Source organism: Curtobacterium sp. PhB142 (assembly GCF_004341255.1).
In the GTDB taxonomy this organism is placed as follows: domain Bacteria; phylum Actinomycetota; class Actinomycetes; order Actinomycetales; family Microbacteriaceae; genus Curtobacterium.
On sequence record NZ_SLUT01000011.1, the window covers coordinates 14,205 to 26,712 of the forward strand.

Genomic DNA, 12,508 nt, shown 5'->3' on the forward strand with positions numbered 1-12,508 from the left:
CACGCCGCAGATCCACGGCCGGCCCAATGACGGGAGGTTCGACATGTCACAGTTCGTCCAGGAGTTCACGCAGGGCGCCATCGTCGGAGAACCCGAGGTCGTCGAGGACCGCCCGTCAGTGCGCGAGGTCGCAGAGCATCCCGCGTGGACGCGGCTGAAAGCCGCTGTCGTGTCGTTCCGTGCGCTGCAGACGGCCGACGGCTCGATACCCGACCACGCGGATCACGCGACCGCTTCCGAGCACCTGGCCACGATCCTCCCGGCCATTGCCGAACTGGCCCCGTTCTTTTTGCACGATGCGGCGTACCTCGCTGCACTGCAGCGCGATTTCGCACGCTGGGAACGCGACGGTTTCGGCGTTCCCGACTTCCTCGACGCCCTGAACGCATTCCAGCCGCAACAGCACCGCGTCGACGGACTCGGCCACCTGGTCGTCTTCCCGATGGTGACGCAGAACGGCAGTTCCTCGCGGTTCGTCGAAGCCGTCCTGGTCGAGGTCATCTGGCCGGAGTTCATCGCGAAACTCGAAGCGGGCGACTACAGCAACACGCTCTTCGTCGCGTTGCGGTTCGTCGACTTCACGCCCGGGTACGACACGAATTCTGCGGTGCTGTTCCCCGAGACGGTCGCGATGCGCGAGATCCCGACGTTCACGTGGGGCGCGATCTTCCAGGACCGCGAAGCCGCTCGCTACCGCCGAGTCGTCCGTGCCGCTGCGGAGATCGCCAAACTGGAGTTGCCGGACGACGCTGCAGCAATGCTCGACGACCAGGAGCTGACGGAACAGGTCTTCGTGATGTGGGACATCATCCACGACCGATCGCACATGCGCGGGGACCTGCCGTTCGATCCGTTCATGATCAAGCAGCGGATGCCGTTCTTCCTCTACTCGCTGGAAGAACTCCGCTGCGACCTGACGGCGTTCCGGGAATCCGTACGGCTCGAACGCGCGCTTTCCGCGGTGCCGGACGCGGACCTCGACGAGGCGCAACGCGCAATCCGCGACCACGCCCGCTTGGTGCAGTACGCCGTCGTCTTCGACCGCATCTTCCGGTTCGCGATCACCGGCAGCCGCGTCCGGAACTACGACGGGCTCGGCGGGCAACTGTTGTTCGCGTGGATGCACCAGCACGATGTCCTGCACTGGACCGACACGCAGCTCACCATCGACTGGGATGCCGTTCCCGACGTGATCATCGCGCTCAGTGATCAGATCAACGAGTTGTACCGGCGGTCGATCGATCGGCCGAAATCGGCGCACTGGCTCGCCGCGTACGAGATGCTGACCCGGACGCTCACGCCGCACCCGGCATCGAGATGGGCGCGGGGACTGCCGGAGGAAACGCTCGCCGGAATGCCCAAGGGCTACACCGACGCGGTGCTCGACGACGAATTCCCGCTGTCGATGTTCTACGAGGCACTGAACAAGAAGATGGCTGCGGTCATCGCTTCGACGGCCGGCATCACCGGCTCGTCGTCGGTTGCTCCGTCCGCTGTTCCGTCCGTTCCGGACGTCGCCGCGTGAGCGCTGGCTCCCTGTCCGGTCGCACGGTGCTGGTCGCGGGCGCGACCAGCACCAGCGGCGCGGCGGTCGCGCGCGCACTCACCTCCGCCGGGGCGGCCGTCGTCGCGGTCGGCACCAGACCAGACGCACTGGAGGCCCTTCTCGCTTCCGTCCCGGGCGTCACGACCCACACGTGCGACCTCGCAGACCTCGGCGCGGTCACCGCGCTCGCGGCTGCGGTCCACGAGACGGCGGGTTCGGTCGACGGGCTGGTCCACCTGGTCGGTGGGTGGCGCGGGGGCGGCGGCATCGCCGGCCAGTCGGACGACGACTGGGACTTCTTCGACCGGGCGTTCCGCACCCTGCGGAACACCACACGCGTGTTCTACGACGATCTGGTGGCGTCCCCGGCCGGACGGCTCGCGTTCGTCTCGTCCACCGCCGTCGACTCCCCCACCGCGGGTGCCGCGAACTACGCGGCCGCCAAGGCCGCCTCGGACGCGTGGGTCCGTGCCGTGGCCCAGGGCTTCCGGAAGGACGCACCGGACTCGGCGGCAGCCACCGTGTTCGTCGTCGGCGCCCTCGCCGGTCTCGAGGAGCGGCTCGGCGACGAGGTCGTGCGGCTCTGGACGGCACCACCGGCCGACGTGAACGGCGCCCGTCTCCCGCTCTCGGCCGCTCCAACTGCGGCCTCGAACCTAGGATGAACCAGTGACCCTTCGACTCCACGACCTGGACCTGCGGGGCTTCGCCTCGGACAACTACGCCGGTGTCCACCCCGAGATCCTCGACGCGATCGCCGCGGCCAACGACGGCCACCAGATCGCCTACGGCGAGGACGTCTACACGGCCCGTCTCAACGAGGTGATCGGCGACCACTTCGGCTCGCAGGCGCAGGCGTTCCCGGTGTTCAACGGCACCGGCGCGAACGTCGTCGGGCTGCAGTCGATGCTGCCGCGGTGGGGCGCCGTCGTGTGCACCACGACCGCGCACATCCACACCGACGAAGCAGGCGCTCCCGAGCGCATCGGCGGGATCAAGCTGCTGCCGGTCGAGACCCCCGACGGCAAGCTCACCCCCGAGCTCATCGACAAGGAGGCCTGGGGCTGGGGCGACGAACACCGCGCCCAGCCGCTCGTCGTCTCGATCACGCAGACCACCGAACTCGGTACCGCGTACACGGTCGACGAGATCCGGGCGATCGCGGACCACATCCACCCGCTCGGCATGACGCTGCACATGGACGGCGCACGCATCTCCAACGCCGCTGCGACCCTCGGCCTGCCCCTGCGCAACTTCACCACCGATGCCGGCGTGGACGTGCTGAGCTTCGGCGGCACGAAGAACGGCATGCTCTACGGCGAGGCGATCGTCGTGCTCAACCCCGCGGCATCCGAGGGACTGCACTACCTGCGCAAGATGAACATGCAGCTGTCGTCGAAGATGCGGTTCGTCTCCGCGCAGCTCATCGCGCTGCTGTCCGACGACCTGTACCTGCGCTCCGCCGGGCACGCCAACGCCATGGCCGCTCGACTCCGCGGTGCCCTCGAGGCCCGCATCGCCGACGGAAGCATCCAGGGCGTCGGCTTCAGCCAGGAGACCCAGGCCAACGGGGTGTTCGCGACGCTGCCCGCGGGGGTGGCCGATCGGCTGCGCAAGCACTTCCGGTTCTACGACTGGGACGCCAGCCGCAACGAGGTGCGGTGGATGTGCGCGTACGACACGTCGGAGCAGGACATCGACGACTTCGTGGCGGCGTTGACGCGGGAGCTCGACGCGGCCTGATCCAACGTAGAATCCCGTGTGATCTCCGAGCACCCCGAACCCAGCGGCATCCTCCCCGAGGACCTCGACGCCACGCTCCGGGTGCTCGAGCAGATGAGCGACATCGACGAGACGCACCCCGACTTCGTGCGGGTTCGTCAGGCCACGGCGAAGATGTTCAAGGCCGTGAAGCGTGCGCACCGACTCGAGAAGCGCGCGGTCATCGCCGAGGCCGACCGCCTCGTGATCGCCGCCACCGCGACCGGAGCAGCCGACCGGATCGACGACGAGACCCGCGGGGTCCCGATCAGCACCTCGACGACGGCGTCCACCGCCGGCACCCTGCTGAAGTCCCGCCCCTGCTACATGTGCAAGCAGCAGTACACGGTCGTCGACGCGTTCTACCACCAGCTGTGCCCCTCGTGCGCGGCGATGAGCCACGCGAAGCGTGATGCCCGGACCGACCTGACCGGCAAGCGGGCGCTGCTGACCGGTGGCCGCGCGAAGATCGGCATGTACATCGCGCTCCGCCTGCTGCGCGACGGCGCCCACACGACCATCACGACGCGGTTCCCCCGCGACGCCGTCCGCCGGTTCACGAGCCTGCCCGACTCCGCCGACTGGATCTCGCGCCTCAAGGTCGTCGGCATCGACCTGCGCGACCCGGCCCAGGTCATCGGTCTCGCCGAGGACGTCGCCGCGGCCGGTCCCCTCGACATCCTGATCAACAACGCGACACAGACGGTTCGCCGGTCGCCCGGCGCGTACCAGCCCCTCGTCGACGCCGAACTCGCGCCGCTGCCGGACGGCCCGCTGCCCGAGCTCGTGACCTTCGGGCACACGAACGACCAGCACCCGCAGGCGCTCGCCCGGTCGGTCACGGCGCACCCGATCCTCGCGGCCGCCGCAGCCCGCGCCGACGAACTGACCGAGCAGGCCATGGCTCCGGGGTCGAGCTCGCTCGAGCGCCTGGCCATGGGCACCGCGATCGACGCAGGTGGTCTCGTGCCCGACCTGCACGACGTGAACTCGTGGACGCAGGCCGTCGACGAGGTCGACCCGCTCGAGATGCTCGAGGTCCAACTCGCGAACACCACCGCGCCGTTCATCCTGATCTCGAAGCTCCGTCCCGCGATGGCCGCGAGCGAGGCGCACCGCACCTACGTGGTGAACGTCAGCGCGATGGAAGGTGTGTTCGGCCGCGCCTACAAGGGACCGGGACACCCGCACACGAACATGGCGAAGGCCGCCGTGAACATGCTGACCCGAACGAGTGCGCAGGAGATGTTCGAGACCGATCGCATCCTGATGACGAGCGTCGACACCGGGTGGATCACCGACGAACGACCGCACCCGACGAAGGTCCGGCTGGCGGAGGAGGGCTTCCACGCGCCGCTCGACCTCGTCGACGGGGCTGCACGCGTGTACGACCCGATCGTGCGGGGCGAGGCGGGCGAGGACGTGTTCGGCGTGTTCCTGAAGGACTACAAGCCCAGTTCCTGGTGAGCTCCGTACGGCAGTGACGCTGCGCAGCCCAAAGGAATGACGTGGTACGAGAAGACCGTGATCGATCAGATGCAGGGACAACCGTGACGACGAAGCGCTCCCCGCTCAACAGGTCGATCGCGACCGCGGTGGTCCTTGGATGCTCCACCCTCCTCCTGTCCGGCTGCAGCAACGATCCAGGAGAGCCCACAGTGCAACCGTCAGAAGCGAAGCAGTCCGTTGTCGACTTCGTGGAACAGTCCTCGTCAGCAGCCGGCGGGAGCTGGGAGCACCTGAGCGGTCCGGGAGTTCGGGAGTGCGAGCAGCCGAGTGGTGCGACGGGGACGACGTTCGTGTACGTCATGAAACGAGCGGACACTACGGGCGCCGACGCGAAGACCGACGTTCAGTCGGTGAGCAAGCACTGGCAGGGCCTCGGCATCCAGGTCGAGGAGTACCAGAGCGGAGGCGCGAATCCAGTACCCGGCGTCCGTGGTCGAGGTGGTCCAGTGACCTCGGCAAGCTTCAACGCCTACCCCGGCAATTACCAGATCTCCGCTACCTTCGCATGCTCCGACGGTGTGCCCGACAAGCTCCGGTCGGGAAACTGATCGACGCCCGGAAGCCGCTGCCCAGACGAAGGGGCGCCGGATCGGCACGAGTCGCAGCCGCCGGGAGGGCACGGACATCGCGGTCTTCGACGGGTTCCGCCAGGCACTCGCCGCCAACCGCGCCGAGTTCTTCCAGGCCGTCGCCTCCGGCCCGTTCTACGGCTTCAACCGCGACGGCGTGACGCCGTCCGAGCCGGTCATCGCCAACTGGTGGCGTCAGGGCATGACGGGCAGTGCCGTCGCGCACTACGAGGGCATCAAGGCGTTCTCGGAGACGGACCAGACCGAGGACCTGCGCGCGATCACCGTTCCCGTCCTCGTCCTGCAGGGCGACGACGACGAGGTCGTGCCCTACGCGGACGCCTCGCTGAAGCAGGCAGAATTGCTCAGCGACTCGACCTTGAAGGTCTACGAGGGCTACCCGCACGGCATGCTGACGACGCACGCGGACATCATCAACCCCGACATCCTCGCGTTCATCCGCGGCTGACGTCGCTGACGCTGCGTTCGCAGCGACCCGGACTGGAGGCGCGGTGCGGGTGAGTCGATCGACTCACCGGCACCGCGCCTCCAGTCCGTTGCCCACCGTGCGTCAGCGGCCCGCCCGGCGGTTCAGAACAGGTGGCCGCCGGACGCGACGTCCGTGACGAACTCAGCGACGACGAAGGCCGCCAGGAGGCCGGCGAGCGTGCCCAGAGCGGCGAAGGACCCCGGTTGCCACCGGCGCCGACGGGCGACCACCCAGCACGTCCCGACGACGGCGATGACACCCGAGACGAGCGGATACGCGATGAGGACGACCGAACTCGCGTCGTAGTTGCAGTTCCTAGCGGTGTCCGTGCACCCGACGAAGGCCATCTGGCTGAGCACGACCCAGAACCAGGCGAGGGGCGCGGCGACGTAGGTGACGGCCAGCGTGACAGCGGTCACGACGAGGTCGATCGCGCCGGGCTTCGTCGGGACGTACGGTGTCCGAGGCTGCGCTCGTGCCGGGCGGAGGTACGCGTCCTCATCGGGGCCGAGCCACTGGTGGTTGCGTTGCTCCCCCATGCGCTCACGCTAGTGGATCGTCGCACCACTCCGGGGATGCCTCGGTCCAGGGCTCGACGGCCGCACGGAGCAGCTCCGCCCCTCAGTCGCCCTCGTGCGCAGCCAGGGTGGCGAGCACGAGCTTCGTGATCCGACGCTGCCCCTCGTCGTTGGGGTGGATACCGTCCGTCGAGTAGATCCCCGAGCCCGACGTGTCAGCCTCGGGGAACGTGTCGGCCATGCTGACGTACGCGGCTCCGCCCGTCGCTGCGGCCCGCTTGATCTCGGCGAGGTAGCTCGACCACGGCTCCGCCATGCCGTCCGTCATGCTCGACGCCGGCGTGAACTCGCCGATCACGAGCAGCGAGGGCTTCGAGGGGAGCGCCGCGAGCGTCTCGAGGAACGCCACGTACTGGGCGCCGAGCTCGTCGGGTGTGAGGTTCGCCGCGTCGTTGCCACCCAGCGTGATGGTGATGAGGTCCGGAGCAGCTCGACGCATCGCCGTCAGGAAGCCCTCTTGGTCCTTCGTGAACGTCGCGATCGTCGAGCCCGAGTGCGCGGAGTCGTAGCGGTGGATCCCCTTGTCCCGGTCACCGTCGTAGATCGTGAACCCCAGCAAGGAGAACGGCGCGACGGCGGTGACGGTCACCGTGTGCTCCCCGCTCGACAGTCCGTCCACCGTCGTGGTCGTCCCGGTGCTGGCAGTCCCCGTCGTGGACACGGTCGTCGGTGCCGCTCCGTCGACGCTGTAGGTGAAGTCGCCGGACCCGGGGTAGCGCGCCCACCAGATGTCGAACCCGGTGCCCGTGAAGCCGTAGCTCCGCGAGGCGCCCGCCTGCATGCCGACCGATCGGTAGCCGAGGGCGGGGGTGGTGATGTCGAACTGGCTCTCCCCCGTGCGCGCCGTCGCCCAGTCACCCCAGGTCGAGTCCGGTGCGTACACGGCGAACTGCGCCGGGAGGTACCCGGCCCCTCCGGTGACCCCGTCCGTCGGGTGCTCCGTGCGCAGCTGGTCGAGCGTGAGGTCCATCCACCGGGTGGAGCGGGACGAGGCGCCCTGCCCCTCGGTGATCGAGTCGCCCAGGGCGACCCAGTTCGCGGGCGCCTCGGTCCGGTCGGCCACGGCGGCGTTCCAGGTCGCGAGCGGCTCGGCGACCTCCGGGGCCTTCGCCGCGGAGCACCCCGTCGCGACGATCGACACGAGTGCGACGACCAGGCCGGTGACGAGCCGGCGCGACCTTCGACGCCGACCGCGATCGGTGGTGCGCTCGTGGCTGTTCACCTTGTCTCCCCTGGGTGGGATTTGGTCCGCGACCGGGTGCCGGGTCGGGCAATGCTAACCGCGCAACCCTGGTGAACTACCGTCGTCTCCGTGCCTTCCTCCGCCGGAACCCCGGACCCGACTGCCGGTCCAGCGACCGCGCCGTACTCCGTCAGACGGACCATCGCGGTCGGTCTGGCGATCGCCGTGTCGGCAGCAGCGCTGGTCGGCATCGGTGCGGTCGCCGGATCAGCGGACACCGCAGCGTCGCCGGTGACGGTCACCAGGGTCACCGCGGCGCCCACCGTCACCTCGACCGGCAGCGCCGTCCGGACCACCCTGAAGGTCACGAACACCACCTCGGTGCGGAAGCCGGCTTCGTCCGCCTGGCTCTTCCTGTCCACTGGCACGAAGAAGTACACGCTCGGCCGGGTCGTGGTGAGGCCACTCGCCCCGGGTTCGAGCACGACGGTCAGCGCGGTCCGCACGACGCCTTCCCGTGCCGCGGCCGGGAAGTACTCGGTCCTCGCCTGCGTGGGTGCGTACTCCGGGCAGCACTGCCGCACGTCCGCTTCGACCGTCACCACCAAGCGGACGCCTCGCCCACATCCCCAGACAGGCGTGATGCTCGACGTCGCTCGCGCCTACTACCCCGTGGCACTGATCAAGCGGTACATCGACCTGCTCGCCGACGACGGCGGCCGCTTCCTGCACCTGCACCTCACCGATGACCAGAACGTCGGCATCGAGAGCGCGGTCCTCGGCCAGACCCTGGCGAACGCCGACCTCGATCACGGCGTGTACACGAGCCGGGTCACCCATCGTCCGTTCCTCAGCGCCGCACAGGCACGCACGATCGCCGACTACGCGGCGAAGCGGGGCGTGGCGATCGTGCCCGAGATCGACACTCCCGGCCACATGGCTGCCGCCTTCGCCCTGCTCGAGGCGGAGCACGGCACGAAGTGGGTCGATCGCATCCGTTCGGGCGAGAGCGAGCTCGACCCGTCGGCGCCGGGCAGTCTCGCGCTGGCGACGAAGCTGTACGCCGAGGTGCAGCGGACGTTCCCGTCCAGCCGCACCGTGCACATCGGTGGGGACGAATGGGGCGGCGACGTCACCGCCGCCCGACGCGTCGCGTGGATGAACGCGATGGCGGCCGCGCTCGGCAACCGCGAGGTGTGGGCCTGGAACGACGGGATCGATCGCGCTGCGGTCGGGCGACTGGACCCGCGCATCCACGTCACGTACTGGAGCTTCGACGGTGACACCGAGGACGCAGCCGAGCGCCGCGAACGCCGAGCACGCCGGGCCAGTGCGGTCGACCTGCAGCAGGCCGGGATCGACCTGCTCAACTACAACTCGTACTACCTGTACGAGGTGCCGACCGACCTCGACCCGGCCGACAGCGAGTACACCGTCGCCGACCTCCGCGAGAACTGGTCACTCCGGGCGTGGGACGGCGACTCCGGTTCGCTGCTCGCAGCTCCGATGTCGGGCGCCGCCGTCGCGATCTGGGGCGAGGACCTCGACAGTCCACCCGCTGACGCGCTCCTGCGGTGGAGCGCGCCGCACGTGAAGGCGATGATCGAGACCGCAGTCTCCTGACGGACGCATGTCGCGCCTCCAGGCCGACCGCCGGAACCGCCGGGCCCGCCGGGCCCGCCGGGCCCGCCGCCTGCCTACCCGAGCGGCTCGACGCCGTAACTGGTGACCACCGCGCGCAACTCGTCCAGGTACGTCTGCGCCTGCACGGTGAGGGGAACCGAGGCGTGCGCGATCCAGCCGATCTCGATGCGTTCGTCGACGTCGAGGGGGATGGCGACGATCTCGGGATCGAGGTCGTCGCTGATGAGCCCGGTGGAGATCGTGTACCCGCCGAGGCCGATCATGAGGTTGAAGATCGTCGCCCGGTCCGACACCCGGATCTCCCGCTTGCTCGACATCGTCGACAGGATCTCCTCCGCCAGGTAGAAGGAGTTGTTGGCGCCCTGGTCGAACGTCAGCCGTGGCAGGTCGGCGAGGTCCTCGAGGGTCGCACGCTCCCGTGACGCGATGGGGTTCCGACGGGCCACGAAGATGTGCGGCTGCGCGACGAACAGCGGGGTGAAGACGACGCCGGCGTCCCGCAGCAGCTTGCCGAGCACCTGCGTGTTGAAGTCGTTGCGGTAGAGGATGCCCACTTCGCTGCGCAGCGTGCGGACGTCCTCGATGATGTCCCAGGTGCGGGTCTCACGAAGCGAGAACTCGTACTCGTCCGCAGCGGCCGCTTCGACCATCCGGACGAAGGCCTCCACCGCGAACGAGTAGTGCTGGGCGGACACCCCGAGCAGCCGACGCGACCGCTGGCCGCCGACGTACCGCTGCTCGAGCAGGGAGACCTGCTCGACGACCTGCCGGGCGTACCCGAGGAACTCGACGCCGTCGACGGTGAGTACGACTCCCCGGGCCGATCGGGTGAAGAGCGGGCGCCCGATCCGCGTCTCCAGGTCCTTCATCGCGGCGGACATCGTCGGCTGCGACACGTAGAGCAGGTCGGCCGCGGCGCTGATCGAGCCCTCCGTCGCGACCTCGATGAAGTACCGGAGCTGCTGCAGGGTGATGTCGTTCGAGACACGGGCCATAGGCCGAGGCTATACCGGTGCATAGCGTCTCGGTATTACCTGATGGCTCGCGAATCCGGCCATGATCGATTCATCCTTCCCACCGTGCCCACGGGCCGCTCGACGAACAGATTGCCGACCATGGCGAACGACCTCACCTTCAGCATCACCCGGACCCGGTTCGACGAGGACTACTCCCCCGCCGACAGCTCCCGGCTGACCACGAACTTCGCCAACCTGGCGCGGGGCGAGCACCGTCAGCAGAACCTCCGTGCTGCGCTGGCGATGATCGACGGACGCGCGAACGACCTCTTGGCTGCCGGTGATCGCTACCGCTTGCAGCTCGACATCGTTTCGGCCTCGCTGCAGTTCTTCGACGATGGAGCGGACGCCGAGTTCCCGCTGCTCGAGATGCTCGACGTCACGATCGTCGACCAGCACACCGGCGAGCACCACCACGGCATCCTCGGCAACAACTTCTCGTCGTACCTGCGCGACTACGACTTCTCGGTGCTGCTGCCGTCATCGCCGGGCTTGCCGTCTGACTTCGGGGCGCTGCACGGGGCGCTCTTCCAGCGGTTCCTTTCGTCGCCGGCGTTCCACGACGGGTTCGGTGCCGAGCCCGTCGTCTGCATCAGCGTCTCGACGAGCCAGACCTACCGCCGGACCGGGTACGTCCACCCCGTCCTCGGCGCCGAGTACGAGCACGAGCACTCCTCGCTCACCGACGACTACTTCGGCCGGATGGGCATGCGGGTCCGGTACTTCCAGCCCGCCGGAGCGTCGGCCCCGCTCGCGTTCTACACGCGCGGGGACCTGACCGGGGACTACACGGACCTCCAGCTCATCGGCACGATCGCCACCATGGAGACGTTCCAGAAGATCTACCGCCCGGAGATCTACGCCGCGAACACCCCGGCCGGGAGCACCTACCGCCCCACCCTCGACCACACCGACTTCACGCCCACCCCGGTGACCTACGACCGCGAGGAGCGCAGCCGCCTCGGGATCACCCAGGGCCGGTGGACCGAGGAGCACCTCGTGACGCCGCACCACGCGCTCCTCTCGCGGTTCGCTGCCGACGCCGCCGTATCCCTCTGACCTCGTTCTCTCCTGACAGGAACCGCACCCGCATGACGTCCCTCCTCCCCACCTCGATCGTCGGCAGCCTGCCGAAGCCGTCCTGGCTCGCCGAGCCCGAGAAGCTCTGGTCCCCCTGGCTGCTCGAAGGAGCAGCACTGACCGAGGGCAAGCAGGACGCCCTCCGGTCCGCCGTCCACGAGCAGGAGCACCGCGGCATCGACATCGTCAGCGACGGTGAGCAGACCCGCCAGCACTTCGTCACGACGTTCATCGAGCACCTCGACGGTGTCGACCTGGACCGCAAGGAGACCGTCCGCATCCGTGACCGGTACGACGCGGCCGTCCCGACCGTCGTCGGCGCCGTGAGCCGCCGGGCGCCCGTGTTCGTGGACGACGCTCGCTTCCTGCGCGCCCAGACCGACCGTCCGATCAAGTGGGCGCTCCCCGGCCCGATGACCATGATCGACACGCTCTCCGACCAGCACTACAAGAGCCGCGAGAAGCTGGCGTGGGAGTTCGCCACGATCCTCAACCAAGAGGCACGCGAACTGCAGGACGCCGGCGTCGACATCATCCAGTTCGACGAGCCCGCCTTCACCGTCTTCCACGACGAGGTGCAGGACTGGGGCGTGGCCGCGCTCGAGCGCGCAACCGAGGGCCTGCGCGCCGAGACCGCCGTGCACATCTGTTACGGCTACGGCATCGAGGCGAACAACAAGTGGAAGGAGACCCTCGGGGCCGAGTGGCGGCAGTACGAGCAATCGTTCCCGCTCCTGCAGCAGTCATCCATCGACATCGTCTCGCTGGAGTGCATCCACTCCCACGTGCCGCTCGAGCTCGTCGAGCTGATCCGTGGGAAGAAGGTCATGCTCGGCGCCATCGACGTCGCGACCGAGACCGTGGAGACCCCGGAGGAGGTCGCCGAGGTCCTGCGTCGGGCGCTCGAGTTCGTCGAGGCCGACAAGCTCATCCCGAGCTCGAACTGCGGGATGGCTCCGCTTGCGCGTGGGGCCGCGCTGGACAAGCTCGGTGCGCTGTCCGCTGGGGCGGACATCGTGCGGGCTGAGCTCGTCGGCGCGGCCGTCCCTTCAGGACGCTAGGCGCTGTCAGCCGCACGGCGGCTCTCTTCCAGAAGGAGGAGAGCCGCCGTTCGTGTCGCGCCCGCCTCGTG

11 protein-coding genes and 1 pseudogene are annotated in these 12,508 nt (G+C 68.9%); 9 read left to right on the top strand and 3 right to left on the bottom strand.

Features of this window, described 5'->3' with window-relative positions; genetic code table 11:
* The first annotated feature begins 43 nt into the window (after nt 1-43).
* The 6 genes and pseudogenes from EDF31_RS17665 to EDF31_RS17690 all read left to right on the top strand — a co-directional run.
* Nucleotides 44-1,525: a DUF6421 family protein gene (locus EDF31_RS17665; RefSeq protein WP_131847122.1), complete on the top strand. Its 1,482-nt coding sequence runs from the start codon at nt 44-46 to the stop codon at nt 1,523-1,525.
* Nucleotides 1,522-2,211, top strand: a complete 690-nt coding sequence (locus tag EDF31_RS17670; RefSeq protein ID WP_243650127.1) for an SDR family NAD(P)-dependent oxidoreductase — start codon at nt 1,522-1,524, stop codon at nt 2,209-2,211. Before EDF31_RS17665 ends, EDF31_RS17670 begins: the two co-directional genes overlap by 4 nt.
* A 4-nt stretch (nt 2,212-2,215) precedes the next feature.
* On the top strand, nt 2,216-3,289 hold the full coding sequence (locus EDF31_RS17675; protein ID WP_131847124.1) for a low specificity L-threonine aldolase: 1,074 nt from the start codon (nt 2,216-2,218) through the stop codon (nt 3,287-3,289).
* Between the two features lie 18 nt (nt 3,290-3,307).
* Nucleotides 3,308-4,774 carry an SDR family NAD(P)-dependent oxidoreductase gene (locus tag EDF31_RS17680; RefSeq protein ID WP_131847126.1) on the top strand — a complete coding sequence of 489 codons (1,467 nt, stop codon included), beginning with the start codon at nt 3,308-3,310 and terminating at the stop codon, nt 4,772-4,774.
* An 83-nt stretch (nt 4,775-4,857) separates the two neighbouring features.
* Entirely contained in the window at nt 4,858-5,364 is a 507-nt protein-coding gene (locus EDF31_RS17685; RefSeq protein WP_131847128.1) for a hypothetical protein, read from the top strand.
* 64 nt (nt 5,365-5,428) lie between these two features.
* A pseudogene (locus EDF31_RS17690) lies at nt 5,429-5,854 on the top strand (alpha/beta hydrolase); the annotation flags it as partial.
* A gap of 122 nt (nt 5,855-5,976) precedes the next feature.
* Here the strand turns inward: EDF31_RS17690 and EDF31_RS17695 are convergent.
* Nucleotides 5,977-6,414: a hypothetical protein gene (locus tag EDF31_RS17695; RefSeq protein WP_131847130.1), complete on the bottom strand. Its 438-nt coding sequence runs from the start codon at nt 6,412-6,414 to the stop codon at nt 5,977-5,979.
* Between the two features lie 82 nt (nt 6,415-6,496).
* A complete protein-coding gene (locus EDF31_RS17700) occupies nt 6,497-7,675 on the bottom strand; it encodes an SGNH/GDSL hydrolase family protein (RefSeq protein WP_165901479.1) in 1,179 nt (392 codons plus the stop codon).
* A gap of 90 nt (nt 7,676-7,765) precedes the next feature.
* On the opposite strand from EDF31_RS17700, the gene EDF31_RS17705 reads away from it, so the two are divergent.
* Nucleotides 7,766-9,259, top strand: coding sequence for a family 20 glycosylhydrolase (locus EDF31_RS17705; RefSeq protein WP_131847134.1), 1,494 nt, complete (start codon nt 7,766-7,768; stop codon nt 9,257-9,259).
* Nucleotides 9,260-9,333: 74 nt separating this feature from the next.
* Here the strand turns inward: EDF31_RS17705 and EDF31_RS17710 are convergent, their stop codons facing one another.
* Nucleotides 9,334-10,275, bottom strand: coding sequence for a LysR family transcriptional regulator (locus tag EDF31_RS17710; protein ID WP_131847136.1), 942 nt, complete (start codon nt 10,273-10,275; stop codon nt 9,334-9,336).
* Between the two features lie 120 nt (nt 10,276-10,395).
* On the opposite strand from EDF31_RS17710, the gene EDF31_RS17715 reads away from it, so the two are divergent.
* Both EDF31_RS17715 and EDF31_RS17720 read left to right on the top strand, forming a co-directional pair.
* Nucleotides 10,396-11,355, top strand: coding sequence for a putative oxygenase MesX (locus EDF31_RS17715; RefSeq protein ID WP_131847138.1), 960 nt, complete (start codon nt 10,396-10,398; stop codon nt 11,353-11,355).
* Nucleotides 11,356-11,387: 32 nt separating this feature from the next.
* Complete coding sequence (locus EDF31_RS17720; protein ID WP_131847140.1) at nt 11,388-12,437, top strand: methionine synthase; 1,050 nt, start codon at nt 11,388-11,390, stop codon at nt 12,435-12,437.
* Nucleotides 12,438-12,508 lie beyond the last annotated feature (71 nt).

Bases quoted from the DNA above. Each gene is read 5' to 3' on its own strand.
- EDF31_RS17715 (WP_131847138.1), top strand. From the start codon at position 10,396: ATGGCGAACGACCTCACCTTCAGCATCACCCGGACCCGGTTCGACGAG.
- EDF31_RS17710 (WP_131847136.1), bottom strand. From the start codon at position 10,275: ATGGCCCGTGTCTCGAACGACATCACCCTGCAGCAGCTCCGGTACTTC.
- EDF31_RS17695 (WP_131847130.1), bottom strand. From the start codon at position 6,414: ATGGGGGAGCAACGCAACCACCAGTGGCTCGGCCCCGATGAGGACGCG.
- EDF31_RS17665 (WP_131847122.1), top strand. From the start codon at position 44: ATGTCACAGTTCGTCCAGGAGTTCACGCAGGGCGCCATCGTCGGAGAA.
- EDF31_RS17720 (WP_131847140.1), top strand. From the start codon at position 11,388: ATGACGTCCCTCCTCCCCACCTCGATCGTCGGCAGCCTGCCGAAGCCG.